This window comes from Janthinobacterium kochi, from assembly GCF_051380715.1.
GTDB lineage: Bacteria > Pseudomonadota > Gammaproteobacteria > Burkholderiales > Burkholderiaceae_D > Janthinobacterium.
The window spans coordinates 1-24,034 of the sequence record NZ_JBNYXO010000007.1 but is presented as its reverse complement, the minus strand read 5'-3'; the positions used below and the strand labels follow the sequence as shown (position 1 = coordinate 24,034).

General features: G+C 63.1%; 25 protein-coding genes, 1 rRNA gene and 1 riboswitch. Of the genes, 8 read left to right on the top strand and 18 right to left on the bottom strand.

Annotated features, from left to right (window positions below):
- The first annotated feature begins 95 nt into the window (after window positions 1–95).
- From argJ to ACQ4WL_RS16475, 5 genes are all read left to right on the top strand, one after another.
- The gene (gene argJ / locus ACQ4WL_RS16495; RefSeq protein ID WP_436510720.1) at window positions 96–1,334 is read left to right on the top strand and encodes a bifunctional glutamate N-acetyltransferase/amino-acid acetyltransferase ArgJ; all 1,239 of its coding nucleotides are present in this window, start codon (window positions 96–98) and stop codon (window positions 1,332–1,334) included.
- A complete protein-coding gene (locus tag ACQ4WL_RS16490) occupies window positions 1,331–2,212 on the top strand; it encodes an ATP-binding protein (protein ID WP_436510719.1) in 882 nt (293 codons plus the stop codon). Before argJ ends, ACQ4WL_RS16490 begins: the two co-directional genes overlap by 4 nt.
- Entirely contained in the window at window positions 2,209–2,631 is a 423-nt protein-coding gene (locus tag ACQ4WL_RS16485; protein ID WP_436510718.1) for an NUDIX domain-containing protein, read from the top strand. Before ACQ4WL_RS16490 ends, ACQ4WL_RS16485 begins: the two co-directional genes overlap by 4 nt.
- Window positions 2,632–2,750: 119 nt before the next feature.
- On the top strand, window positions 2,751–2,960 hold the full coding sequence (locus ACQ4WL_RS16480; protein WP_436510717.1) for a FitA-like ribbon-helix-helix domain-containing protein: 210 nt from the start codon (window positions 2,751–2,753) through the stop codon (window positions 2,958–2,960).
- Between the two features lie 6 nt (window positions 2,961–2,966).
- On the top strand, window positions 2,967–3,383 hold the full coding sequence (locus tag ACQ4WL_RS16475; protein ID WP_436510716.1) for a PIN domain-containing protein: 417 nt from the start codon (window positions 2,967–2,969) through the stop codon (window positions 3,381–3,383).
- 3 nt (window positions 3,384–3,386) lie between these two features.
- Here the strand turns inward: ACQ4WL_RS16475 and yacG are convergent, their stop codons facing one another.
- The 6 genes from yacG to ACQ4WL_RS16445 all read right to left on the bottom strand — a co-directional run bounded on the left by yacG (window position 3,387) and on the right by ACQ4WL_RS16445 (window position 8,816).
- Window positions 3,387–3,578, bottom strand: coding sequence for a DNA gyrase inhibitor YacG (gene yacG, locus ACQ4WL_RS16470; protein ID WP_034748814.1), 192 nt, complete (start codon window positions 3,576–3,578; stop codon window positions 3,387–3,389).
- A gap of 18 nt (window positions 3,579–3,596) precedes the next feature.
- Window positions 3,597–4,352: a cell division protein ZapD gene (gene zapD / locus ACQ4WL_RS16465; protein WP_034748811.1), complete on the bottom strand. Its 756-nt coding sequence runs from the start codon at window positions 4,350–4,352 to the stop codon at window positions 3,597–3,599.
- 62 nt (window positions 4,353–4,414) lie between these two features.
- Complete coding sequence (coaE, locus tag ACQ4WL_RS16460) at window positions 4,415–5,062, bottom strand: dephospho-CoA kinase (protein ID WP_436510715.1); 648 nt, start codon at window positions 5,060–5,062, stop codon at window positions 4,415–4,417.
- Window positions 5,063–5,096: 34 nt separating this feature from the next.
- The gene (locus ACQ4WL_RS16455; protein WP_436510714.1) at window positions 5,097–5,966 is read right to left on the bottom strand and encodes a prepilin peptidase; all 870 of its coding nucleotides are present in this window, start codon (window positions 5,964–5,966) and stop codon (window positions 5,097–5,099) included.
- A 107-nt stretch (window positions 5,967–6,073) separates the two neighbouring features.
- Window positions 6,074–7,270, bottom strand: coding sequence for a type II secretion system F family protein (locus ACQ4WL_RS16450; protein ID WP_436510908.1), 1,197 nt, complete (start codon window positions 7,268–7,270; stop codon window positions 6,074–6,076).
- 73 nt (window positions 7,271–7,343) lie between these two features.
- Complete coding sequence (locus ACQ4WL_RS16445) at window positions 7,344–8,816, bottom strand: DHA2 family efflux MFS transporter permease subunit (protein WP_436510713.1); 1,473 nt, start codon at window positions 8,814–8,816, stop codon at window positions 7,344–7,346.
- Between the two features lie 170 nt (window positions 8,817–8,986).
- On the opposite strand from ACQ4WL_RS16445, the gene ACQ4WL_RS16440 reads away from it, so the two are divergent.
- Entirely contained in the window at window positions 8,987–9,958 is a 972-nt protein-coding gene (locus ACQ4WL_RS16440) for a helix-turn-helix domain-containing protein (protein ID WP_436510712.1), read from the top strand.
- Window positions 9,959–10,072: 114 nt separating this feature from the next.
- The gene (locus ACQ4WL_RS16435) at window positions 10,073–11,227 is read left to right on the top strand and encodes a hypothetical protein (protein ID WP_436510711.1); all 1,155 of its coding nucleotides are present in this window, start codon (window positions 10,073–10,075) and stop codon (window positions 11,225–11,227) included.
- Window positions 11,228–11,295: 68 nt separating this feature from the next.
- Here ACQ4WL_RS16435 and ACQ4WL_RS16430 read toward each other — a convergent pair whose 3' ends face one another.
- The 12 genes from ACQ4WL_RS16430 to cobT form a co-directional block, all read right to left on the bottom strand.
- Window positions 11,296–12,756: a cobyric acid synthase gene (locus ACQ4WL_RS16430; protein ID WP_436510710.1), complete on the bottom strand. Its 1,461-nt coding sequence runs from the start codon at window positions 12,754–12,756 to the stop codon at window positions 11,296–11,298.
- Entirely contained in the window at window positions 12,753–13,652 is a 900-nt protein-coding gene (locus ACQ4WL_RS16425; protein ID WP_436510709.1) for a cobalamin-binding protein, read from the bottom strand. The genes ACQ4WL_RS16430 and ACQ4WL_RS16425 overlap by 4 nt, the downstream gene beginning before the upstream one ends.
- Window positions 13,649–14,635, bottom strand: coding sequence for a threonine-phosphate decarboxylase CobD (gene cobD / locus ACQ4WL_RS16420; RefSeq protein WP_436510708.1), 987 nt, complete (start codon window positions 14,633–14,635; stop codon window positions 13,649–13,651). Before cobD ends, ACQ4WL_RS16425 begins: the two co-directional genes overlap by 4 nt.
- Entirely contained in the window at window positions 14,628–15,581 is a 954-nt protein-coding gene (gene cbiB, locus ACQ4WL_RS16415; protein ID WP_436510707.1) for an adenosylcobinamide-phosphate synthase CbiB, read from the bottom strand. Before cbiB ends, cobD begins: the two co-directional genes overlap by 8 nt.
- Window positions 15,575–16,141 carry a bifunctional adenosylcobinamide kinase/adenosylcobinamide-phosphate guanylyltransferase gene (cobU, locus tag ACQ4WL_RS16410; protein ID WP_436510706.1) on the bottom strand — a complete coding sequence of 189 codons (567 nt, stop codon included), beginning with the start codon at window positions 16,139–16,141 and terminating at the stop codon, window positions 15,575–15,577. Before cobU ends, cbiB begins: the two co-directional genes overlap by 7 nt.
- A gap of 7 nt (window positions 16,142–16,148) precedes the next feature.
- On the bottom strand, window positions 16,149–16,781 hold the full coding sequence (cobO, locus tag ACQ4WL_RS16405) for a cob(I)yrinic acid a,c-diamide adenosyltransferase (protein ID WP_436510705.1): 633 nt from the start codon (window positions 16,779–16,781) through the stop codon (window positions 16,149–16,151).
- A complete protein-coding gene (locus ACQ4WL_RS16400) occupies window positions 16,778–17,551 on the bottom strand; it encodes an ABC transporter ATP-binding protein (RefSeq protein ID WP_436510704.1) in 774 nt (257 codons plus the stop codon). Before ACQ4WL_RS16400 ends, cobO begins: the two co-directional genes overlap by 4 nt.
- Window positions 17,548–18,573: a FecCD family ABC transporter permease gene (locus ACQ4WL_RS16395; RefSeq protein WP_436510703.1), complete on the bottom strand. Its 1,026-nt coding sequence runs from the start codon at window positions 18,571–18,573 to the stop codon at window positions 17,548–17,550. Before ACQ4WL_RS16395 ends, ACQ4WL_RS16400 begins: the two co-directional genes overlap by 4 nt.
- Before the next feature lie 131 nt (window positions 18,574–18,704).
- Window positions 18,705–20,687: a TonB-dependent receptor family protein gene (locus tag ACQ4WL_RS16390; RefSeq protein WP_436510702.1), complete on the bottom strand. Its 1,983-nt coding sequence runs from the start codon at window positions 20,685–20,687 to the stop codon at window positions 18,705–18,707.
- 83 nt (window positions 20,688–20,770) lie between these two features.
- Window positions 20,771–21,012: riboswitch (cobalamin riboswitch) on the bottom strand.
- A 44-nt stretch (window positions 21,013–21,056) separates the two neighbouring features.
- Window positions 21,057–21,611 carry a histidine phosphatase family protein gene (locus tag ACQ4WL_RS16385; RefSeq protein WP_436510701.1) on the bottom strand — a complete coding sequence of 185 codons (555 nt, stop codon included), beginning with the start codon at window positions 21,609–21,611 and terminating at the stop codon, window positions 21,057–21,059.
- A gap of 1 nt (window position 21,612) precedes the next feature.
- Complete coding sequence (locus tag ACQ4WL_RS16380) at window positions 21,613–22,419, bottom strand: adenosylcobinamide-GDP ribazoletransferase (protein ID WP_436510700.1); 807 nt, start codon at window positions 22,417–22,419, stop codon at window positions 21,613–21,615.
- A gap of 4 nt (window positions 22,420–22,423) precedes the next feature.
- Entirely contained in the window at window positions 22,424–23,464 is a 1,041-nt protein-coding gene (gene cobT / locus ACQ4WL_RS16375) for a nicotinate-nucleotide--dimethylbenzimidazole phosphoribosyltransferase (RefSeq protein WP_436510699.1), read from the bottom strand.
- A 463-nt stretch (window positions 23,465–23,927) separates the two neighbouring features.
- On the opposite strand from cobT, the gene ACQ4WL_RS16370 reads away from it, so the two are divergent.
- Window positions 23,928–24,034, top strand: a 16S ribosomal RNA gene (locus tag ACQ4WL_RS16370); the annotation flags it as partial.

Here is a 24,034-nt window from a genome sequence, read left to right as displayed (position 1 = left end):
TCAATTTCCGGGCGCGCATGTATGGGCGCACATGTTCAATGGCGCCGCGAAGGCGCTACAATAGCGCTTCCTTTTCCCTCGCAGAAGAAATCACCATGGCCGTCAATTCTCCCAAGCCCGTCGCCGCCGACTTGAAAGCCGTCGCCGGCATTGAAATCGGTGTTGCCGAAGCCGGCATCAAGAAACCCAACCGCAAGGATTTGCTGGTATTGAAACTGGCGCCGACGGCCACCGTGGCTGGCGTGTTCACCTTGAACCGTTTCTGCGCCGCGCCCGTGCAAATCTCGAAAGCCAACCTGGCCGCCGTGACGGCCGGCGCCGCGCCGATCCGCGCTCTGCTGGTCAACACAGGCAACGCGAATGCGGGCACGGGCGAATCGGGCCTGGCTGACGCGCAGGCCAGCTGCGCCGCGCTGGCCGAGCTGCTGGGCTGCACGCCGCAGCAAATCCTGCCGTTTTCCACCGGCGTGATCCTGGAACCTCTGCCCGTGCAGCGCCTGGTCGCCGGCTTGCCGCAAGCCGTGTCGGCTTTGACATCGGACAACTGGTTCTCGGCGGCCGAAGCCATCATGACCACCGACACGCAGCCGAAAGCCGGCTCGCGCACGGTCACCATCGGTGGCCACACGGTGACCCTGACGGGCATCAGCAAGGGCGCCGGCATGATCAAGCCGAACATGGCCACCATGCTTGGCTTTTTGGCGTTTGACGCCACCGTGGCCCAGCCCGTGCTGGACCAGCTGGTGAAGCAGGCGGCCGACAAATCGTTCAACTGCATCACCATCGATGGCGACACCTCCACCAATGACTCGTTCATGCTGGTAGCCACGGGCGCCGGCAGCCTGGTCATCGATTCGACCGATTCGCCGCACTATGCGGAACTGGCCGCTGCCGTCACCGAACTGTCTACTTTTCTCGCGCAAGCGATCGTGCGCGATGGCGAAGGCGCGACCAAATTCATGACCGTCACCGTGGAAGACGGCCGCAACGTGGAAGAGTGCCGCAAGATCGCCTATTCCATCGCCCATTCGCCGCTGGTGAAAACGGCCTTCTTCGCCTCCGACCCGAACCTGGGCCGCATCCTGGCCGCCATCGGCTATGCGGGTGTGGACGACCTGGACGTGGGCCAGCTGAACCTGTACCTGGACGACGTGTGGGTGGCCAAGAATGGCGGCCGCAACCCGGACTACCAGGAACAGGATGGCCAGCGCGTGATGCAGCAAAGCGAAATCACCATCCGCGTCAAGCTGGCGCGCGGCGACGCCACGGCGACCTTGTGGACGTGCGACCTGTCGCATGACTACGTGTCGATCAACGCCGACTACCGCTCATGACCGGCCTCGATCAATTCCTGCTGCGCGCGGAAAGCTTGCTGGCGCGCGTGGAAGCGATCCTGCCGCAGGCAATGCCCGCGCCGGACTGGACCAGCTTTGCCTTCCGCTGGCGCCGGCGCCCAGGTGCGCTCCCCTATTTGCAGGCGGTGGCCCACGTGTCGAACATCGCGTTGGACGACTTGCACAATATCGGCACGCAAAAAGCGCAAATTGAACAGAACACGCGCCAGTTCGTGAGTGGCCGTCCGGCCAACAACGTGCTGCTGACGGGCGCGCGCGGCACGGGCAAGTCGTCGCTGATCAAGGCCTGCCTGAACCAGTTCGCCAGCCAGGGCTTGCGCCTGATCGAAGTGGATAAAGCAGACCTGGCCGACTTGCCCGACATCGTTGACCTGGTGGCGGCGCGCCCCGAGCGCTTCATCATCTTTTGCGACGACCTGTCGTTCGAAGAGGGCGAGAGCGGCTACAAGGCGCTGAAAGTGGCGCTCGATGGCAGCATCGCCGCGCAATCGGACAATGTGCTGATCTATGCCACCTCGAACCGGCGTCACCTGATGCCGGAACGTATGTCGGACAATACCAGCTACAAGACGGACGACGATGGCGATTTGCATCCGGGCGAGACGGTGGAAGAGAAAATCTCGCTGTCCGAGCGCTTCGGCCTGTGGCTGTCGTTCTATCCTTTCAAGCAGGACGATTATCTCGATATCGCCGCGCACTGGCTCGCCTCGTTCGGCTGCACGCCGGAGCAGATCGCGCAAGCGCGCGGCGACGCCCTGCGCTGGGCCTTGCAGCGCGGTTCGCGCTCGGGACGCGTCGCTTGGCAATTCGCGCGCGATTATGCTGGGAAACTACCTGCGGGAAAGTTGCCGCAATGAGCGAAGTGAAAGTGAAACCGGTGGACGTCGCCGTCGGCATCCTGATGAAGCCGAATGGCGACGTGCTGCTGGGCCAGCGCCCGGCCGGCAAGCCGTATGACGGCTATTGGGAGTTTCCTGGCGGTAAAGTCGAACCGGGCGAAGCCATTTTTGACGCCTTGAAACGCGAGTTTGTCGAGGAGCTGGGGCTGTATATCGACAGTGCCGAGGCCTGGTGCGGCGTCGAATATGTGTATCCGCACGCGCATGTGCGCCTGCATTTCTATATCAGCCGCGAATGGCACGGCGAGCCGCAAAGCCTGGAAGGGCAGGCGTTCGCCTGGCAAGGCACGGTTGGCGTGGAACCTTTGCTGCCGGCCACCATTCCCCTGCTGGAATGGCTCGATGAGGTGCGCCGGGAATCCCTGGCGACTGCCTGATCTCCGCTCGTGCCGGCAGGCAGCAGCATGCTGCGTGCTGGCGCAAGCTTTCCTGTTACTTTCCTTGTATCGGCGGCGCTTTGCGCTACAGTGCTTGCATCACGCACCGGGAGTCTGGCATGCCGCTAACACTGACCTTTACCGATACCGATGAATTGCTGATCGCCGCGCTGCACAAGCGTGCCCGCGCGCATGGACGCAGCATCGAAGACGAGCACCGCGACATCTTGCGCAGTGCCTTGCGGCCGCTGCCGAAGCGTCCGCTCGACGATATTTTGCGCAGCATGCCCGACGTGGGGCTGGCCGCGGATTTCGAGCGCCGCTCCTGACGTGCCATGGCCGCCTATCTGGTCGATACGGATGTGATCGTTGCGGCGCGCCAGGGTGGCGCTGCGCCGGCAGGCGTGCTCGCATTTTTCGAACGGGTGTCGCCTGAGGCGCGCTATGTACCGGTGCAGGTGATCGCGCAATTGCGGGCAGGCATACAGCGCAGCTGGCGGCGCGAAGCGGCGCTGGAAGCACTGGCGCTGGAAGGCTGGCTGGAAGCTGTGCTGGCAGAGTATGCGCCGCGGCTGCTGGAATTCGACCTCGATTGCGCACTCGTTTGCGCACGTCTGCATGGCCGCGGTCACGCGCACGGCGTCGATGGACAGATTGCGGCAATGGGGATCGCCTATGGCTTGACGGTGGTTAGCGGCAGGCTCGACAGTTTCGCGGCGCAGGGGCTGCGCCTGGAAAATCCGTTTTCCTGACGATTACTGGGGTTTGTTGTCTTCGTCTGCCAATGGATCTTCGAACGGATCGGCGGCAGGGATCGTGTATTTTTCTTCGGCCCAGGCACCCAGGTCGATCTGTTTGCAGCGTTCCGAGCAGAAGGGGCGGAATTTGTTGGCTTCAGTCCATTCGACTTTGGCGGCACAGGTAGGGCAATTAACGACGGTCATGATGGGGCAAATAAGTAACAGTTAAAAATTACAGAGCGTCAGCTCGAACGGAACATCTTCTTCCAGCGGCTTGGGTTTCAAGTCGCCACCCTGGGTAGTGAAGCGTACCCACAGCATATATTTGTTGGCGGAAATTTCCGGGATGGCGCCGCTGTTTTCATCCAGGCTCAGGCGCAGCATCTGATACACCTTGCCTTGCAGCATTTGCTGGTAGCTGCCGCCATTGGCGATCAGTTTGACGGGTCCGCCGGAATCGCGCAGCAGGCGCAATACCAGGGCCAGCGCATCGAACAGGGGCGCCAGCGGGGCAAACCAGGCGTGGATATCGGTCAGGCGCTGCTCTGAACTGCGTTTTTGCCAGGCAAAGTAGGAAGGCAAGTCAAATTCGCAGGCACCGCCCGGGATGATGGTGCGGCCGCGAATGCTCATCAACCATTCATTGTCGCGGATATTCTGCCCCGTCTTGCCTTGCGCCGCCACCAGGGCGCCGCTGACACTGTCGAGTTCACCGAGGATGGCGTCCAGGGTTTCCGGCTCCACATTCGGATTGCTGCGGTAGCCGAGCAGGCTTTGGCGCTGGCGCTCGAGTTCCTGCAGCAGGTCGGACTTCAGGTCGGCGCGACCGGCCACTTCGAGCATGTCGAAAATGGTCGCCAAGGCAACATGGTGTTGCATTGCATGCTCTTGCTGGATGAAGAACTTGAATTTGTCGTACAGGTCTTCCAGCCGCAACAAGGTACGTATGCGTTCGTTGAAAGGGTATTCGTAGACAATCAAAATAATTCCCTTAAGTAAGGACCTGCAAACAATCCCGTGATTTTGAACCAAGCGTCGACAAATTACAAACGTTGCGGCCCGATTCCGGCCATTCTTTTTGAAAATGCCAGATATAAATCGTGCAACTGGGCAATCTGCGGCGCCAGGGCGGCCAAATCGCCATTATTGTCGATCACATCGTCCGCCGCCGCCAGGCGCATGGCGCGTGTGGCTTGCGTGGACATGATGGCTTTGACTTGTTCTTCCGATAAGCCATTGCGTGCCATCACGCGCGACACTTGCAGGCTTTCCAGGCAATCGATGACCAGCACGCGGTTGACGCGCTCCACCCATCCGCCGGACTCGACGAGCAGGGGCACGGCAAAGATCACATAGCTGCCTGTGGCGGTGGCCGCGGCCGCCAGGGTGGCCTGGCGGATGCGCGGATGCAGGATGGCTTCCAGCCTGGCCTTGGCGTTGGCGTCGGAAAACACCAGCTTGCGCATTTTTGTGCGGTCGAGGGCGCCGTGCGCATCGGCGTAGTCCGGGCCAAATTCCGCCACCAAGGCCGGCATGGCGGCGCCATTTTGCGCCGTCAGGCTGTGGGCGATCTGGTCGGTATCGACGATGGAGGCGCCGTGCGCGGCGAACAGGTCGGCCACGGTGCTCTTGCCGCAACCGATGCCGCCGGTGAGACCCACGCTGAAATAGGGAGCGTTTTGTCGTTGCATGTATTTATCCATAGAGTGCGCAGTGCTGCGCCGGTCAGCCAGTCAGGCCTGGCGTGAGGCGCGACAGGGGCGTGCCGTACAGCATGGCGATCACACCCGCCGCCGCCAGATAGGGGCCGAACGGAATCGGTTTGTCGCGTCCCCGCTTGGCGAAGACGATCAGGCCGATGCCGACCACGGCGCCGACCAGTGATGACAACAATATGATCGTCGGCAGCATGGTCCAGCCCAGCCAGGCACCGAGCGCCGCCAGCAATTTGAAGTCACCATAGCCCATTCCCTCCTTGCCTGTCGCCAGCTTGAAGGCCCAGTATACGGCCCACAGGGCCAGATAGCCGGCGGCCGCGCCGATGACGGCGTCTTGCAGCGGCACGAAGGTGCCGTTGATATTGACCAGCAAGCCGGCCCACAGCAGGGGGAAGGTGAGGTCGTCGGGCAGCATTTGCGTATCGGCATCGATGAAGGTCATGGCGATCAGCAGCCAGGCAAACACGAGCGTGGCCAGGCCCGTCCAGCCGCTGCCGAAGTGCCAGATCAAGAGGGCCGACAGCGCGCCCGTCAGCAGCTCGACCAGCGGATAGCGCACGGAAATCGGTGCCTGGCAGGCGCTGCATTTGCCGCGCAGCAGCAGGTAGCTGAGGACGGGGATGTTTTCCATGGCCGTGATGCGGTGGCCGCAAGCGGTGCAGTGCGAGTGGGGCAGCATCAGGTTGTAGCGGTCCGTGTGCGGCAAGGGCAAGCCGTTTTCTTCCGCCACGTAATTATCGGACTCGCGCTGCATCATTTTCGGCACGCGGTGGATCACCACGTTGAGGAAGCTGCCGACGATCAGGCCGAACAGGGCGGCGACGAGGGCGACGGGCAGATTGCCGGGCGCGGCGAATAGCAGGGTATCTTGCAGCATGGTGGAGTTGTCTGAAGTGAAGATCGTTGCCGCGCAAACATTGCCTGGCATTGCCGCAGTGTAAAACATCCGCCGGCACATGGGGATGTTTTGCGCAGGGCGCACAGTCAAATCACGGCGCCCAGCTTGAAAATCGGCAGATACAAGGCGATCACGAGGGAACCGACCAGCACGCCCAGCACCACCATCAGCGCCGGTTCCAGCAGGGCCGAGAGGGTGGCCACCGTGGCGTCGATGTCGGCTTCGATGATCTCGGCCGCGCGCGACAGCATGGCGTCGAGTGCGCCCGATTCCTCGCCGATCAGGGCCAGTTGCGTCAGCAGCGGGGGAAACACGGCGCTGTGTTCCATGGCCAGGGCCAGGCTGCCGCCGGCGCGGATTTCACGCTCGATGCGCGTCGTGGCTTCCTGGTACAGCGCGTGGCCGGAGGCGGCGCCCACCAGGCCGAGCGAGTCGAGCAGCGGCACGCCGGCGGCAAACATGGCGGCCAGGGTGCGCGTCCAGCGGGCAATCGCCGCCTTGCGCAGGAGGGGACCGAACACGGGCAGGCGCAAAGCCCGCAGCTGCGTGTTGCGCCGCAAGGCAGGCCAGCGGTGCCAGGCCAGGTGCAGCAGCAGGCAGACCAGCAGCAGCGCCGCCAGCACGGCCAGCCAGTAACGGACAACAAAGGCGGACACGCCCATGACGACCAGGGTGGGCAGCGGCAAGGGCGCACCGAAGCTGTCGAAGACCTGGCGGAAAGCGGGCACGACCACGCTCATGATGATGGCCGTGACAGCGATGGCGACGAGCACGATGGCCAGCGGATACATCAGCGCGCCACGCACTTGTCGCCGCAGGGCGATGGCCTTTTCCTGGTGCGTGGCCAGGCGCGCCAGCAATTCCTGCACGATGCCGGCCTGTTCGCCCGCCGCAACCAGCTTGCAATACAGCTCGTCAAACAGCAGGGGAAATTGGCGGAATGCCTGCTGCAGGCTGCTGCCCGCTTCGATATCGTGGCGCAAGTCGCGCATCAGCTCCGTGATCGCGGGTTTGGCGTGGCCCTTGCCGGCGATGTCGAAGGCGTGCAGCAGCGGCACGCCGGCCGCCATCATGGTCGACAACTGGCGTGTGAACAGCGCGATATCCTTGCGCGTGATGGCCTTGCCGGGCGCGGCGCGCGCAGCCTGCACCCGGCTGGCCAGGATGCCCTCGCGTCTCAGCGTGGCCGTGGCCGCGCTGGCGTCGGCCGCGCGCAAGACGCCCTCGGCCGCCTTGCCATGGCGGTCCGTGCCCTTCCATGCAAAGCGCTGCTCGGCCACGATGTGCACCTCCTGCCGTCACGGTAGCAGCGTCGGGCAAAAGCACCAGCGGCGCTGGCGGCAAGCTTGATCTGGCTCAGCCTTTCGTGCTTTGCACTTCCGTCTGCACAACGGCCTGGGCCTTCACGTCGGCCGCATCATCCTCGTCGCTGTCCGTGCCCTTGCTGATGCTTTCGCCATCGTCGCGGCGCAAGGTCCAGAAGGTCAGCGAGGACAGTACCGTCAGGGCGGCCAGGGTCAGGAAGGTATGGTGCAGGGCGGTGCTGAGCATGGCGCGGTCCGACTGCGGCATGTCGCCCAGGTACCAGCCCGTGATCAGCGAACCGAAGGCCAGGCCAAAGCTCATCGACAGTTGCTGCATCGAGCTGGCGATGGTGCTGGCCATGCTCGAATCGCTCTTGTCGACGTCGGCATACGCGATGGTGTTCATGCTGGAAAATTGCAGCGAATTGAAAAAGCCCATGCACAGGCTGATGGCGACGATCACGTACAGGGGCGTGCCCGCGCCCACCTGTGAAAACATGGCGATGGTGATGCCGATCAGCACGGTGTTGACGATCAGCACCTGGCGGTAGCCGAAGCGGGCCAGCACCCGCGCGGAAATGAATTTCATGCCCATGGCGGCAGCGGCCGACGGCATCATCAGCAAGCCCGATTGCCAGGCAGGCAAGCCCAGGCCCAGCTGGTACAGCAGCGGCAACAGGAAGGGCAGGCCGCCCACTCCCAGGCGCGTGACGAAGCCGCCCACCACGGAAACGCGGAAGGTGCGAATCTTGAACAGGGTCAGGCGCAGCAGCGGGTGCAGCACTTCGCTCGAATGCCAGGCGTACGCGGCGAGCAGGCTGATGGAGATGAACAGCAGCACGGCAAACGAGGTGGCATCGATGCGATGTTCGCCGAAAATTTCCAGCAGCCACGACAGCAGGGCGATGCCCGTGCCGAACAGCACCAGGCCGATCAGGTCCAGCGGACGGGGTTTGTCGCCGTAGTAATCGGGCATGTAGCGGTGCGCCAGGTACAGCGCCGCCAGGCCGACAGGCACGTTGACGAAGAAAATCTCGCGCCAGGACAGCCAGTGCACGATCAGCCCGCCCACCGTGGGACCCAGCAGGGGCCCGATCAGGGCGGGGATGATGACGAAATTCATGGCCGCCAGCAATTGCGACTTGGGAAAGGTGCGGATGATGGTGAGCCTGCCCACCGGCATCATCATGGCCGCGCCCACTCCTTGCAGCAGGCGTGCGGCCACCAGCATGGGGGCATTCACGGACAGGCCGCACAGGATGGAGGCGATGGTGAAAATGGCAACGGCGGCGGAAAATACGCGCCGCGTACCGAAGCGGTCGGCCATCCAGCCGCTGATGGGAATGCACACGGCCAGGCTCAGGATATAACTGGTGACGACGGCCTTCAGGCTCAGTGGCGTCACATTCAGGCTGGCAGCCATGGCGGGGATGGCGGTGTTGACGATGGTGGAGTCGAGTTGCTCCATGAACAGGGCGGTGGCAACCACCCAGGGAAGGTAGCTTTTAATCGGGGAACTGGTCATGAATGCGAGCCTGAGGAGGAGAAACGGAGCCGACAGTACGATGAATTGTCACATAAATGGCGCAGGCGTGCCGCCCGCTCCCTTTGGCCTGCCGTGATTGCCATGTTGACATGTCTTGTGCCGCGCAGCACAATGCCGCCATTGCCGGATGAAAGTGGATTCATTGCACCATGAGAGAGTTGAATCACCTGATCCTGAATCTGTACGGCAGTGCCCAGGAATGCACAACGGGCGAATTCCAGGGGCAGGCGCTCGATATGCTGAGACAGACGCTGCACTTTGATTCCGCCGCCATCATCGCCGCCTCTTTTTCCCCTGACATGGCGATTTCGCTGCACAGCCTGCACATGTATCAGCAACCGATCGAGAAACTGGCCGATCGCAAGGCGCTCGTCAGCCCCGATACCATCCTGGCCGCCGCCTGCCGTTCACGCGGCCGCTGCGTGACGATGGAATCGGTCGACATCGATCAGCGTTACCAGGACTTGCATGCATACTGCAAGAAATACGCGATTGCCCACAGCATGGTGCTGATTTCACCGGCCACCCACCACGCCAACCTGGACCTGATTGCCTTGTGGCGGGCCGGGCCGGAGCGCGCCTACTCCGCTACTGAGACTGAGCTGGGTAACCTGCTGTTGCCACACCTGACTCAGGCGCAGGCGATCAACAGCCGTTTGTTCCGGGCACCGGACGTGGAGCCGTCACCCGGCAGTGTGCGCCTGCTGGCCAGCCTGAATGGTTGCCTGCAATATGTGGAACCGATTGCCGCCGACATGTTGCAGCGGGAGTGGCCCGAGTGGGATCCACCCATGCTGCCAGCGCACTTTGTTGAAAAACTGCGGCGCCCCGGTCTGGGCCTGTATACGGGAAAAACCCTGGTGGCGCGCGTGACGGAGTTGGGCGGCTATCTGTATGTCCATTTGTCGCGGCGTCCGGCCGGGCGGCCGCTGACCGGCGTCGAAGGCGCGGTGGCGCGCCTGGCGGCCAGTGGCCTCAGCTACAAGGACATTGCCAGGCGGCAAGGCGTATCGCCTGCCACCGTCAGGAATCAGTTGCACAGCGTGTATGCCAAGCTCGATGTGGGCAACAAGACGGCCTTGGCAGCGGCGCTGGCCGTGCTGACCGAGATGTTGCCGTAGAAAGTCCATAGAACAATTGTCCTATGGTAATAACATCGGTTTGGATCTAGCATGAGTGCTGTCGTTGCGGGTCCTGTTGCCCGCAACTTGTCCTGGAATCCTGGAAAGTCACTGATGAAGAATGCAATTTCGATCGTTTTGTTGGGCGCAGCCCTGTCCGCATGCGGTGGCGGCAGCGATGGCGGCACGCCGGAAACCCCTGCCAAGCCACCTGTCGTGGTGACGCCTCCCGTCGTCCCCGCCGATAGCGTGACGGTGGCATCGGAAGCCGTGGCGAAAGAGGCTGGCCTGAGTGTCATTGCCGGTGCCAGTGCTGACGAAAGCGTGTATGACGTGGCCGCCGATATCGGCGACACCTGGCGCATCACGTTTGACAGCGCGAAGAAAACCTATGCCATTCGCGTCTTGTCGACGCAGTTCGGCTTGAGCGACCGCAGCGGCACGTTCAGCGCTACCACCACCGGCAATTTGACCACCTACACGGCGACAGATTTCAGCGTTACCGTCGATGCGCGCACGCGTCTGTTGTCGGGCAATATCAAATTGGGTAGCATGGTCTCGACCGTCAGCGGCAGCGGCTATGCGGTGAGTGACGTGGCCAAGCTGGCCGGCAACTATATTTTCCTGGGGTCCATGCGCAATGCTTCGAACGGCGCTTTCCCTTTCCATCCGAAAGGCACTCTCAAGATCGCAGCCGACGGAGCGGCCCAACTGTGCAATGGCGGCGTGTTCAACGCGCAAGGCGTGTGCTCTGCAGTATCGCCGCAGCTGGAAGCGGAAAACGCCAGCCTGACCCTGGTCAAGGATGCGAAGAACGGCTTGCTCGTCGCCCGCCAGGGTGACCAGGACTTCGGCATCGTGCATGTGCATGCGGGGGACCGGGGGCTGGCGCTGTTCATCGACCGCTACGGCCGCAACCAGGAAAACGTCATGCGCGTGGGCACCATCGTGGCGGCCAAACAGCAGAAGATAGGCACGGAAATCAATGGCAGCTATGCCTGTGCGGCGCAGGGCATCAGCGCGAACATGGTCGTTTCCGGCAGCACCGCCACCCTGACGAATAACACGACTGGCAAGACGCATGCGGAAACCATCACCGTCAACAAGCTGGGCCTGGGCGCGCAAGCCGTCGATTTCGATGGCGTCGCCGTGTTCAAGGACCCTGCCGATGTGCCGGCCGACTATTCGATGTTCATGCCCGTGTCGTCGAGTATGGCGGTCGAGTTTTCGACCGACCGTTCGTACATGGGCATGTGCCTGAAAAAATAGCCGCTAGCGTTTGATCTGATCCAGCAAGTAGGTCGGGTTAGCCGGTACGGCGTAACCCGACATCCCCATCAGCGTGGCAATCGTTCCAGTGCATCCAGCAGCGGCAGCGCCGCGTCGGCGATGCGCTCCAGGCTGGCATCGCGCAGGGCGGCGGTGTCCACCGTGTGGCCGGAGTCCAGCCCCGCCCAGCGCAGCAGCGCCGAACATGCGGCGGGCGTGTCGAACATGCCGTGCAAATAGCTGCCCAGGATTTGCCCGTCGCCCGATACGGCCCCTTCGGGCCGGCCGTCGATGACGAACGCCGGTTGCCGCAGGGCCGCGCCCTGCGAGACGCCCATGTGGATTTCATAGCCTGCCACGGGCGCATCGTCCGCGCCGGCAAACGCACAGTGGCCGCGCACCTGTTGCAGCCGCTTGTCGCTTGTCAGCTCCGTCACCATGTCGAGCAATCCCAGCGCAGCGGAGTCTCCTGCCGCACCTTCCACGCCCAGCGGGTCGCACACGCTCAGGCCCAGCATCTGGAAGCCGCCGCAGATGCCCAGCACCTTGCCGCCGTAGCGCAGGTGCTTCGCCAGATAGGCGGGCCAGCCCTGCTGCTGCAACCAGGCCAGGTCGCCGCGCGTGTTCTTGCTGCCGGGCAGGATCACCAGGTCGGCCGGCGGAATCGGCTGTCCCTGTTTGATGAATTGCAGGTCGATGCCGGGATGGGCGCGCAGCGCGTCGACATCCGTGTGGTTGCTGATGCGCGGCAGTTGCGGCACCAGCACCTTGAAGGCGCCGCGTTCTGTCTGTATCGTGTCGACGGCGTCTTCCGCGTCGAGGAACAAGCCTTGCAAGTAGGGCAGCACGGCCAGCACCGGTTTGCCAGTCTGCTGCTCCAGCCAGTCGATGCCGGGTTGTAGCAGCGAGATGTCGCCGCGGAAGCGGTTGATGACAAAGCCGAGGATGCGCGCCCGTTCGCTGTCGGACAAACACGCCAGGGTGCCGATGATGTGCGCGAAGACGCCGCCCCGGTCGATGTCGGCCACCAGAATTACGGGACAGTCGACGGCTTCCGCAAAGCCCATGTTGGCGATGTCGCGCGCGCGCAGGTTGACTTCGGCGGGGCTGCCGGCGCCTTCGACAACGACGGCGTCGTACTGCTGGCGCAGGCGCGCGTACGATTCGAGCACGGCGTCCATGGCGATGGTCTTGTATTGCTGGTAGTCGCGCGCATCCATGTCGGCGCGCACCTTGCCATGGATGATCACCTGCGCGCCCGTGTTCGACGACGGTTTCAATAGTACCGGGTTCATGTCGGTGTGCGGCGCGATGCCGCAGGCCAGCGCCTGCAAGGCTTGCGCACGGCCGATCTCGCCGCCGTCGCTCGTCACCGCGCTATTCAAGGCCATGTTTTGCGGCTTGAACGGCGCTACCGTCACGCCGCGGCGCATCAACAATCGGCACAGGGCTGCGACGACGGTGCTCTTGCCCGCGTCGGAAGTCGTGCCCTGCACCATCAGCGCTGGAAACGGCGCTTGCAGCCTCATGGGACGGCTTTCGTGCGGCGCTGGCGGGCCGCTTCCAGTTGTTCGCACATGGCGGCCGTGCCCTCGATCATGCGCGGGCCGGCGCGGTTCAGCAGGTCGCCATTCAGGCGGAACAGATTATTCCGGCGCACGGCCGTCATCGAGGGGAAGGCGCGCCACATGGCCAGGCCGCCTTCGCTGCGCGGATCGCTTTTTTCGCTGGTGCCGAAGATGACTTCCGGGTCTTCCTGCAGCACGCCTTCCGGCGTGACGACGGGCGCCACCACCTTCATCGCGGCAAAGACGTTTTGGCCGCCACAGACACGCATGGAGTCGCTGATGATGCTCGCGCCGCTCAAGGTGTACAAGGGTTTATCCCACACCTGGTAAAACACGCGCACGGGCGGGCGCTGCGCGTATTGCGCCGTCAAGCTGGCCAGTTTGGCGCGCAGTTGGGCGGCGGCCGGTCTGGCGGTTTTTTCCGTTCCCATCAGCTGGCCCAGGCGTTCCATGCTGTCGGGGATGTCGGCCAGCTTGCGCGGTTCGCTGTGATAGATAGGCACCTTCAACTGGCGCAGCATGGCGATCTGGCGCTCGGCGCTGCCATGCATCCAGACGACGATCAAGTCCGGCTTCATGGCGATGATGCGCTCCATGTCGTACTGGCGGTTGTCGCCCACTTGCGTGATTTTTTTCGCCGCTTCCGGGTAGTCGCTATAGCTGACGACACCGGCGATCCTGTCGCCGCCACCGGCTGCGAACAGCAGTTCCGTGACGTGCGGCGCCAGCGCCAGGATGCGCTGCGCCGGTTTTTCCACGGTGACGGTATTGCCGTCGTCATCGCGCACGGTGATGGCGGCATGCGCCTGCAGCGAGATCAATCCTGCCAGCAGCAGTGCGGTTTTCAAGTGGTTCATATGTGCTTCCATGTGGTGAGGGTCTGCTGCAGGCGCAGCCAGGCGTGTTCCTCGGGGGGCAGGCCCAGGCGGATGCCGTCGGCCGCGTGGCGGAACAGGCGTACCCAGATGCCTGATTTTGCCATGTGGCGCCAGAATGCTTCGGCGCGTGGCTCCGGCCACCACTGGAACAGCAGCGTGCCGCTGCTGGGGATGCCGTGCGCGGCCAATAACTGGTGCAGGCGGGCGCCTTCGCCGCGCAGGCGCTCGCGCATCGCATCCTGCCAGTGCGTGTCGTTCAAGGCGGCCAGCGCCACTTGCTGCGCCGGGCCGCTGACGGTCCACGGGCCCAGCATGTCGGCCAGCTGGGCCAGCAGCGCGGGATGGGCGGCGACAAAGCCCAGGCGCAATCCCGCCAGGCCAAAGAATTTGCCGATGGAGCGCAGCACGATCAGGCCCGGCTGGCCCGAGTGCGGACCGAGGCTGGCGTGCGATTCCGTATCGCCAAACGCTTCATCGACCACCAGCCAGCCACCGCGCGCGGCCAGCTTGCCGGCCCATTCCAGCAATACCTCGGGCGCGATGCGCTCGCCCGTGGGATTGTTCGGGTTGCAGACGACCAGCACGTCGCAGTGGTCGACGGCATCGGCCAATTGCGCATACGGCACTTGGCGCAATTGGTGGCCGTGCTGGCCCCAGTGGTGCGCATGTTCCGCATACGACGGCGCGGCCACCACCACCCGTGCTGGTGCGCGCAGCCGGGGCAGGGCCTGGATGGCCGCTTGCGTACCTGCTACCGGCAGCATGGCTGGCGCACCGTAATACGTGCAGGCGGCCGCCGCTAACGCGGGATCTGCTTCCGGCAGCCGGTGCCAGGCGTTGGCGTCAGGCGCTGGCGCTGCATACCAGTGCGGGTTGATGCCCGTCGACAGGTCGATCCACTCTTCCAGAGGCCGTCCGTATTCACGTGCGGCGTCGCGCAGGTTGCCGCCATGTTCAAGCAAGATAGGTCTCCCGAAGGTAAGACAGGCCAGCGAGCAGCGCCATCCAGATCAGCCATAGCACTGCCGTTTCGGCCACCAGGCGCCAGGCGCGGTCGATATCGCGCGCTTCGGCTGGACGGCCGGCGCCCAGCGGCGGGCGGCGTTCCAGCTCGCCGTCGTAGATGGCGTCGCCACCCAAGGCCAGGCCCAGGGCGCCGGCGCCGCTGGCCATCACGGGCCCCGCGTTCGGGCTGCTCCAGCTGGGGGCCTGGCTGCGCCAGCACTGCCAGGCGCGCTGCTTGTCCGCCATGCTCTTGCCCAGCAAGACATAGGACAGGGCCGTCAGGCGCGCCGGCAGGTAATTCAGGATGTCGTCGATGCGCGCGGCGCAGCAGCCGAACCAGTCGTAGCGTGCGTTGCGGTAGCCCCACATGGCGTCGAGGGTATTGGCCAGCCTGAATAGCACGGCGCCGGGGCCGCCCGCCACGGCAAACCAGAACAGGGTGCCGAAGACGGCGTCGTTGCCGTTTTCCAGCAGGGATTCCGTGCTGGCCTTGGCCAGGCTGGCCGCGTCGGCGTTGGCCGTGTCGCGGCTGACGATGCGCGCCGTCAGCAGGCGCGCCTTGTCCAGGTCATCGATGGCCAGGGCGTCGGCGATCGGCTGATTGTGGTCGCGCAGGCTGCGCAAACCCAGGCACAGGTACAGCAAGAAGACATGCAGTGCGGCGCCCGCCAAGCCGCATAGCCAGTAGGCGGCATAGCTGATCGGCAGCACGGCCAGTGACCACGCCAGCGCGCCGCGCAGAAAACGCCCACGGCCCCGGTTCAGCAGGCGTTCCAGCGTGCTGGCGAGGCGGCCAAAGCCCACCAACGGATGCCAGCGGCGCGTCTCGCCCAGGATCAGATCGAGCAGCACGCCAGCCGTCATCAACGCGGCCAGCATGGGCAGCGACAAGCCGCTCAGCATGGGCCGCCTTTCAGGTACAGGGGCAGGCCGGCGGCCACAAACACGGCCCTGTCGCACATGGCCGCCACGGCCTGGTTCAATCGGCCCGCTTCATCGGTGAAGCAGCGCGAGATGGCGCCATACGGCACGATGCCCATGCCCACTTCGTTCGAGACCAGCACGAGGTCGCAATCGCTATCACCAATCTCCGCCAGCGCATACAGCAGATGCGCGCGTTCGCTGTGGAACAGTTCGGGCAGGGCGATGTCGCCCACGTCCGGGTAAGTCTCGCCGGTGGAAAACATCAGGTTCGTCAGCCACAAGGTCAGGCAGTCGACCAGCAGCAGGCGGCCGGGCCGTGCTTCCCGCAGGATGGCGTCACCCAGGCGCAGCGGTTCTTCCAGGGTGGCCCACTCGGCCGGGCGCTGCGCACGGTGATGCCTGACGCGCGTGGCCATCTCCTCATCGCCCGCCTGCGCGGTGGCGATGTAGACCACTTCCTTGCCCGACTCGCGGGCCAGCTTTTCCGCATAGGCGCTCTTGCCGGAACGGGCGCCGCCGAAGACCAGGGTGCGCGTCATGGCGCTGTTACCACTCGGTGCCGATTTGTGCGCCGATGCCGGCCGCGTACGCATGCTTGACGACGGCCATTTCGGTGACAGTGTCGGCGATGGCGATCAATTCGTCAGGTGCGCCACGGCCCGTGATGACCACGTGCTGCATGGCCGGGCGTTCCAGCAGGTCGGCGATGACCTTGTGCACGTCGAGGTAGTTGTATTTGAGGGCGATATTGAGTTCGTCGAACAGCACCAGGCCGTAGCTGGGGTCGGCCAGGAAGGTCTTCGCCTGCTCCCATGCCAGTTCGGCCTTTTCGATGTCGCGTTCGCGGTTTTGCGTTTCCCAGGTATAGCCTTCGCCCATCGCATGAAAGCTGATTTCGTCAGGGAAGCGTCGCAGGAATTTTTCTTCGCCCGTCGACATGGCGCCCTTGATGAACTGCACCACGCTCACTTTCATGCCGTGGCCCATGGCACGGATGGCCATGCCGAAGCCGCTCGAACTCTTGCCCTTGCCATTGCCCGTGTTGACGATGATGATGCCGATTTCCTTGTCGGCCTTGGCGATGGCCGCGTCAATGATGGCCTTCTTGCGCTCCATGCGCACGCGGTGGCGTTCGTTGATAGCGGCGGTCTCCGCATCGATTGTTTTGTTCTCGCTCATTGTTGATCCTCTTTTGGTATGAATATCTTGCGTTTGCCGTGGGCTATGATCTCGATCGGGTGGCCCAGGTAGTCGCCCAGGATGGACGCCTGCATCACGTCGGCCACGGGACCGGCCAGCCAGCCGCCGTCGCCCATCAGCAGCAGCGCGTGGGTCGAGACGCTGTGCGCCAGGTTCAGGTCATGCCCCACCATCACCACGGTTTTATTTTGTTCGCGGCACAGTTTCGACAGCAGGCCCATGACGCTGACCTGGTGCGCCAGGTCCAGTGCATTGGCCGGTTCGTCCAGCAGCAGCAAGGGCGTATCCTGCGCCAGCATGGCGGCGATCGCCACGCGCTGGCGTTCGCCGCCCGACAGGCTGCGCACGTCGCGTTCGGCCAGGTGCTCCACTTCCATCGATGCCAGTGCCGCCAGGGCGATGCGCTGGTCGTCGCTGCCTTCCCAATAGTGATTGTCGTGATACGGGTGGCGCGCCGACAGCACCGTTTCGATGACGCGGTACGAGAACGCATCGTGGCGTGCCTGCGCCAGGAAGGCGCGTTCACGCGCCAGCTCGCCCAAAGGCCAGTCGACCAGGGTGCGGCCCTGTATCGTCACGTGGCCGGCATCCGGCTCGCGCAAGCCGGCCAGGGTGCGCAGCAAGGTGCTCTTGCCGGCGCCATTGCGGCCGATCACGCTCCAGCATTCGCCATCCTTGATGTGCCAGATGAGGTTTTCCACCAGGGAGCGCGTGCCTGCCTTCAGGCCGAGTTGGTAAGTACGTATCATGTGCGGCGCAATCGATGGAGCTGGTACAGGAAGACGGGCGCGCCGATCATGGCCGTGACTACGCCGACGGGCAGTTGCAAAGGCGCCAGGACGGTGCGCGCAAGTGTGTCGGCCAGCACGAGGAAAGTGCCGCCAGCCAGCGCGGCAGCCGGTATCAACAGGCGATGATCGGGGCCGCAGGCAAAGCGCAGCGCATGCGGCACGATCAGGCCGACAAAACCCACGCTGCCGGCGCTGGTGACGGCGCTGGCCGTGAGCAGGCCGGAACAGAAGAACAGGCCCTTGCGCAGCGCGCCCACGCGCACGCCCAGGGTGCTGGCCGCTTCCGCGTGCAGGGCCATGATGTTCAGCGAACGCGCGCAGCGCAGCGCAAAGACCATGGCGCCCGCCAGGACCAGCCAGGGCATCAGCCGCGCGGGGGCGCCGGCCAGGTCGCCGATCATCCAGAACACCATGCTGCGCAAGCGGCTTTCAGGGGCAATCGACAGCATCAGGGTGACGATGGCCATGCAGGCCGAGGCCAGGATCACGCCCGTCAGCAGCAAGAGCGAGGCGCCGCCTTCGGCCGCCGTGCCGCCGCGCAGGTCGCGCCGGGCAAAAAAGTACAGCAGCATGGAGACTCCGACGGCGCCAGCAAAGGCGGCAGCGTCGACCACCCACAGCGCGCACATGAACAGCAGCGCGGCCAGCGCGCCAACGGAGGCGCCGGCGGAAATGCCCAGTACATATGGGTCGGCCAGGGGATTGCGCAGCAGCGCCTGCATCATCAGGCCAGCCAGCGACAGCGCCGCGCCGGTGACAAAGGCAGTCAGCGCGCGCCCCAGGCGCAGGTCGAGCAGGGTGGCGGCGAGGGTATCGGTCTTGCCTTGTATTACATGGAACAGGGCGGAAGGCAGGTCGGCGAGCGGAATCGCGATCGAACCGATCATGCCGGAGAAAATCAGGCTGGCAATCGCGCACGCGATCAGCACCGTGAGGATCACGGTGGCGCGGTGGCGCATATTGCGGAAAAATGGGTGCATGTACTGCCTTAGGTGAAACGGGAGCGGTGCAAGTGGCTGCGGACTTCCTCAGATGCGTTGGTTGGGAGTATACGAAAAATGGCCCGCATGCGATTGCGCGTACGGGCCATTGTAATCAACTCCTGGCCGCTTTAGAAATCGTAGCGTGCCGAGAGTTTCATCTGGCGGCCATTGCTAGGATAGATGCCGCCTTTGCAGCTGTAGGCATTGGTGAAGTACTGCTTGTCGGTCAGGTTCAAGGCATTGACCGCTACTTCCCAAGCGCCGAACTTGCGTGCATAGCGGGCGTCAAAGGTGGTGAACGACGGGATATTGGCAGCGCAGGTATTGGCAAAATCGCTGCCATAGCGCTGGCTGTCCACCCATTGCGCGCCGATGTCCGCGCTCTGGCCATCTTTTGGCACCCACGACAGACGGGCCGACAGGGTGTTCTTCGGGATCAGCGTCAGTTCCTTGCCGGAATTGACGCCTTCGGTGAAGGTCGCCTTTACGTGCTGGTAGTGGCCGCTGACGCGCCAGTCAGCGGCGATATTCGCGCTGGCATCGAGTTCAATACCCTGGTGCTTGGTTGGATCCAGGTTGGTGTTGGCACCCCAGCCCGATTCGCCTGCCGTCGGATCGTAATAGATTTCGTTGGTCAGCTTGTGGCGGAAGATGCGCGCATCGAGCTTGACGATACTGTTGTCGTAGGTCGCGCCCAGCTCCAGGTCGTGCGAAGTCTGGCCTTGCAGAGGCTTGTTTGCAACGGGGGTGGAGTTATTCTCATCGGCGTTCGCCACGCGATAGCTTTGGCCAGCCTTGGCGTACAGATTCACCTGCGGTACGACATCAAAGCTGCCCTGTACGTCCCAGGCATTGAAGTTCTGCTTGATGTTGTAGGCTGTCGTGGGGTATCCGATAGGGTCGTTGAAGTCCTTGTCGAAGGTTTCATGGCGTACGCCTGCGGCGATACGGAAATTTTGCGGACCCGCGAACTTCAACTCATCGCGCACGTAGAATGCCTGAGATTTTTGATTCGCCTTGGCCAGTGAATAAGAACTGTCGATGTTGGAATCCCATTTGATGAAGTCGACACCTGCAACGATCTCATTGAGCATGCCGTCAAACAGGCCCAAGTGACGCAGGCGTGGCGAAAACTGGTTTTGTTTAGTCTTGGCTTGCCTTGGGCTTCCGAAGTTCGTCTTGGCCGTCTTTTCGCTGCGAGACAATTCCGCTGCCAGATCCACTGCTCCCAGGCGGCCTTCGGCGAACGCGGTGTAGCGGTCGCTGTCGATCGAACCGAAATCTTTTGGCGTCTTTGTCTGGCGTGGATTGGCTTCAAACTGGGCCATTGTGAGGCTGCCCGGGAAACGAATATCCTGGCGCGTGCTGTCGATACGCAGGCCGGCGCGAACATCCTTGCCGCTCCATTGTGCGCCGCCGCTGAAGGTATTTTGTTTGTATTCGTTGTTATCGCGGTAGTTGTCCGTTTCCAGTCGGCCGATGGCGGCGTTCAGCGCCACGTTGTCCCAGGATTGAACAACGGAACCGCGCACTTCGCGCTGGCCCAGTTGGCCTGCTTCCGCAAATACGGTGCCGCGGCCAGCCTGCTTGCCTGGACGCTTGGTGACGATATTGATGATTCCGCCCGTCGCGCCGTCACCGTATAGGACGCTGCTTCCGCCGCGCGTGATTTCGATGCGCTCCACGCTATCGATGGGGATGGTTGTCAGCAGGGGATCGGACAGCTCATTTTCCGACAGGCGCACACCGTCCAGGACAACGACCATGTTCTGGCTGGCGGTGGCGCCGAAACCGCGCAGGTCCAGGGTGAAATTATCCGGATTGCCTAGCAGGCCTTGGCGGCCGTAGACGCCACCGATCTTGCGGATGGCCTGGTTCACATCCGTGACGCCCGCGCGGCGGATTTCATCCGCCGTGATGACGGTGGCACCGATCGGCTGCAGTGCGGGGTCGCTGTTGAAGCGGGAACCCGTGACGACGATCTGGTTCAGCGTTTTGCCAGCGTTTTGCGCGAAGGCGGGAGTGGCGGCGATGAAGCACAGGGAAATGGCGGAAACCAGGGCGCGCGGCGCCATTGCCGGCGCGCGGCTGTGTAATACGGGAGCAGTCATGATATCGTTTTCTTCGGAAAAAGCACCCGGCTCGCGTCCCCGCAAGCCAGATTCAACGGAAGGCGCGGCACCCGGCAAGGCCCGCACTTCCACCTGTCCTGGCCGGTATCCGGGCTGGCAAGTACCGCTATCCCACCTTCCCATGCTCTATGAATGCAAGCACAGTGGTTGTCAGAGATAGCTTGTCGTCCGCTTCCTGTCGGGAGGGGCGACACTTGCTTACCGTTGCGGGGGCAGCACACGTTCACCGTAGTTGCGGCATCGTGTTTCCCGTTTAACTGCGCTCATGGACATGAGCGCGGGCACCAAAACCCGGTCATTATACGTGCAGTGGGCGTGGACTGAAATGGCTGGCTGGACGATTCGATATCAGAAATCGACGACGACCGTCGCACCGTAGGCGATTTTATGGGCCGAATGGGCGGCCAGCAGGGCGGTTTCCTCCAATGGCAGCCGGGCTTGCAGTGCCGACAGCAGGCGGATGGTGCCCGCATGGCAGATGATGACTGCCGTTTCGTGTTGTTCACGCAACAGATCGCCTAAAAACGCATCGACGCGGGCGGCCATCGCCAGCACATTCTCACCCCCGCCGGGACGGTACCAGGCCAGGTCGGCGGCCCAGGCATCGATGTCCGCGCGTGCAATCGCGTGCCATGGCTGCATTTCCCACGTGCCGAAATCCATCTCGGCCAGCCGCGCGTCGAAGTGCAAGCCGCTGGAAGGCAAGTCCTGTGCCAATGCTGTCGCCAGGCCGGCGCAGCGGCGCAGCGGGCTGGCATACAGCGGCACGCCGGCCGGCAGCGTTGCTTGCAGGCTGGCGCGCGCCGAGGCCATTTCGTGCGGTGCCACCGCCACGTCGCTGCGGCCATAGCAGGTGCCGCTGGTCACCTGCGGCGCGGGGTGGCGTACTAAAATCAGTCGCATGTTAATAGAAGCGTATGGGAGGCTGGAAGCTGGAGAGGATGGCCAGATAGATCGCCACTTCCGCCAGTTGCTGTACTGCGCCCAGGCAGTCGCCGGTGTAGCCTTGCAGGCGGCGCTGACATTTGCGGCCCAGCCAGAAAGCGGCAGCTGCCGCCGCCACGATGGCAAAGACCAGCGTGGCCCAGTAAAATATCCCCAGGGCGCCGCACACGATGGCGGGCAGCAGGCCGCAGCTAGCTGCGATGAGGAATTCAGCGGTGCTCATCTCTTGCGCCATCGGTTTGGCCTTGCCTTCGTCGCGCGCATAGTCCATGGCCCAGATCAGCGAGACGGCGGCCAGGCGCGACAGCGGATGGGCGATGAATAATGTCGCGGCCACCGTGGCAGGCGGCGTTGAGGCGAGTGCCGCGCATTTGATTGCCAGCAGGCTGAGGATGCCGATGGCGCCATATGCGCCGATGCGCGAATCCTTCATGATTTCCAGCACCCGCTCGCGCGTCATGCCGCCGCCAAAGCCATCGCACATGTCGGCGAAGCCGTCTTCATGGAAGGCGCCCGTCAGATAAATGCCGGCGGCGACGGCCAGCAGCACGGCCACCGCCGAAGGCAGCAGCCAGCTGGCCAGCAGATACACTGCGCCGGAAATAGCCGCCACCACCACGCCGACCAGTGGAAAGTAGCGCGAGGCATGCTGCAGCCAGGCCGGCTCGAAACCCACCCAGTGCGGGATGGGCAGGCGCGTGAAGAACTGCAGCGCGATGAAGAACAGGCGGCACTGGTGGACTGCGGCGGTAACGGGATTGGTCATGGTCTTAGTCTGGCGTGGACTTTTCGCTGACCTGGGCCGAGGCGAAGGTCGCCATCTCGCGCATAAAGTTGACGGCCGCATGCAGCAGCGGCAAGGCCAGCGCCGAACCCGTGCCTTCGCCGAGGCGCAAGTTGAGGTGCAGCAGGGGACGCGCACCCAGGCTGGCCAGCAGTTGGCGGTGGCCATTTTCATCGGAGCAGTGCGAAAACACGCAGTAATCGAGGATGGCCGGCTGCAAACGGGCCGCCACCAGCAAGGCGCTGCTGACGATGAAGCCATCGATCAGCAAAATCATGCGCCGTTCGGCCGCTTTGAGCATGGCGCCAGCCATCATGGCGATCTCGAAGCCGCCAAAGGTGGCCAGTACGTCGAGTGGCTCATTGACTGCCGCATGATGGGCGACGGCCGCTTCGATCACCTGCTGTTTGTGCAATATGCCTTCCTTTGACAGGCCCGTGCCGGCGCCCACGCAGTCGGCGACGGGCGTGCCCGTCAGCTTGTGCATCAGTGCGGCGGCGGCGGTGGTGTTGCCGATGCCCATTTCTCCAAAGCCCAGCACATTGCCGTCCAAGGTGGCGGCCAGGTCCATCCCTGCCTGCATGGCGGCCAGGCATTGTTCCCGGCTCATGGCGGGTTCTTTGGCAAAGTTGCGGGTGCCGGGAGCTTGCTTGCGGTCAAGCAAGCCGTCGCGCGGGCCGAAGTCGTGGTTGACGCCCGCATCTACTATATACAAGGCGCAATTATTCTGACGGGCAAAGACATTGATGGCGGCGCCGTCGGCCAGGAAATTTTCCACCATTTGCCAGGTCACGCTTTGTGGATAGGCGGAAATGCCTTCGGCGACGACGCCATGGTCGGCCGCAAAAACGATGATGGCAGGCTGGTGCAATGCCAGTTGCGCGCTTTGCTGGATCAGGCCGATCTGATGGGCCAGCGTTTCCAGTAGTCCCAGGCTGCCCAGCGGCTTGGTCTTGCTATTGATGGCATGTTCGAGTGCGCTGGCCAGGGCGGGATTGGCGGTGGAGGTGATGTGTGGGATAGGCATGGGAGTCAAGGTGGATGAGGCTGGGTATTGTCAGTACTACGATATCACACAGCAATATTTGCCCAACTGCAAATTAGCCCTTGCGGCGCGCGCTGGGCAGGGCTATAATTCGCCCCCTCGCTGAACGATGCATGCAAATGCTGAGTGAAGTGGGTAAAAAAGAAGGTTGACGAAATGCTGAAAAAGCTTCATACTCTTCCTTCTTCGCAGCTGACAAACACAACGCTTTGTCGATAACGCGAAAGCAGTACCGAATACCGTTCTTTAACAATTAACAGTCGATAAGTGTGGGCATTTGATGTAAGTGCAGCGTCAATCTTCGGATGGGCGTCTAACTTAAAATATCAAATGTTCACAAGAAATAATGAAATAGGATACTTCTTCGGAAGTAGCCTGTCAGTTTTTTGAGTGAGCGACCCGTCAGCAATGACGGTGCCTGTAAAAGGGCAAAGTAACAGAGATTAAACTGAAGAGTTTGATCCTGGCTCAGATTGAACGCTGGCGGCATGCCTTACACATGCAAGTCGAACGGCAGCACGGAGCTTGCTCTGGTGGCGAGTGGCGAACGGG

Excerpts from the sequence above, each read along its gene's own strand:
- ACQ4WL_RS16490 (WP_436510719.1), top strand. The coding sequence starts at position 1,331 with ATGACCGGCCTCGATCAATTCCTGCTGCGCGCGGAAAGCTTGCTGGCG.
- cbiB (WP_436510707.1), bottom strand. The coding sequence starts at position 15,581 with ATGCTGAGCGGCTTGTCGCTGCCCATGCTGGCCGCGTTGATGACGGCT.
- ACQ4WL_RS16440 (WP_436510712.1), top strand. The coding sequence starts at position 8,987 with ATGAGAGAGTTGAATCACCTGATCCTGAATCTGTACGGCAGTGCCCAG.
- cobT (WP_436510699.1), bottom strand. The coding sequence starts at position 23,464 with ATGCCTATCCCACACATCACCTCCACCGCCAATCCCGCCCTGGCCAGC.
- ACQ4WL_RS16425 (WP_436510709.1), bottom strand. The coding sequence starts at position 13,652 with ATGAACCACTTGAAAACCGCACTGCTGCTGGCAGGATTGATCTCGCTG.
- ACQ4WL_RS16430 (WP_436510710.1), bottom strand. The coding sequence starts at position 12,756 with ATGAGGCTGCAAGCGCCGTTTCCAGCGCTGATGGTGCAGGGCACGACT.
- coaE (WP_436510715.1), bottom strand. The coding sequence starts at position 5,062 with ATGCAACGACAAAACGCTCCCTATTTCAGCGTGGGTCTCACCGGCGGC.
- ACQ4WL_RS16385 (WP_436510701.1), bottom strand. The coding sequence starts at position 21,611 with ATGCGACTGATTTTAGTACGCCACCCCGCGCCGCAGGTGACCAGCGGC.
- ACQ4WL_RS16480 (WP_436510717.1), top strand. The coding sequence starts at position 2,751 with ATGCCGCTAACACTGACCTTTACCGATACCGATGAATTGCTGATCGCC.
- ACQ4WL_RS16400 (WP_436510704.1), bottom strand. The coding sequence starts at position 17,551 with ATGATACGTACTTACCAACTCGGCCTGAAGGCAGGCACGCGCTCCCTG.
- ACQ4WL_RS16380 (WP_436510700.1), bottom strand. The coding sequence starts at position 22,419 with ATGACCAATCCCGTTACCGCCGCAGTCCACCAGTGCCGCCTGTTCTTC.
- ACQ4WL_RS16395 (WP_436510703.1), bottom strand. The coding sequence starts at position 18,573 with ATGCACCCATTTTTCCGCAATATGCGCCACCGCGCCACCGTGATCCTC.
- ACQ4WL_RS16390 (WP_436510702.1), bottom strand. The coding sequence starts at position 20,687 with ATGACTGCTCCCGTATTACACAGCCGCGCGCCGGCAATGGCGCCGCGC.
- cobO (WP_436510705.1), bottom strand. The coding sequence starts at position 16,781 with ATGAGCGAGAACAAAACAATCGATGCGGAGACCGCCGCTATCAACGAA.
- ACQ4WL_RS16455 (WP_436510714.1), bottom strand. The coding sequence starts at position 5,966 with ATGCTGCAAGATACCCTGCTATTCGCCGCGCCCGGCAATCTGCCCGTC.
- ACQ4WL_RS16475 (WP_436510716.1), top strand. The coding sequence starts at position 2,967 with ATGGCCGCCTATCTGGTCGATACGGATGTGATCGTTGCGGCGCGCCAG.
- ACQ4WL_RS16485 (WP_436510718.1), top strand. The coding sequence starts at position 2,209 with ATGAGCGAAGTGAAAGTGAAACCGGTGGACGTCGCCGTCGGCATCCTG.
- cobU (WP_436510706.1), bottom strand. The coding sequence starts at position 16,141 with ATGACGCGCACCCTGGTCTTCGGCGGCGCCCGTTCCGGCAAGAGCGCC.
- ACQ4WL_RS16445 (WP_436510713.1), bottom strand. The coding sequence starts at position 8,816 with ATGACCAGTTCCCCGATTAAAAGCTACCTTCCCTGGGTGGTTGCCACC.
- argJ (WP_436510720.1), top strand. The coding sequence starts at position 96 with ATGGCCGTCAATTCTCCCAAGCCCGTCGCCGCCGACTTGAAAGCCGTC.
- ACQ4WL_RS16435 (WP_436510711.1), top strand. The coding sequence starts at position 10,073 with ATGAAGAATGCAATTTCGATCGTTTTGTTGGGCGCAGCCCTGTCCGCA.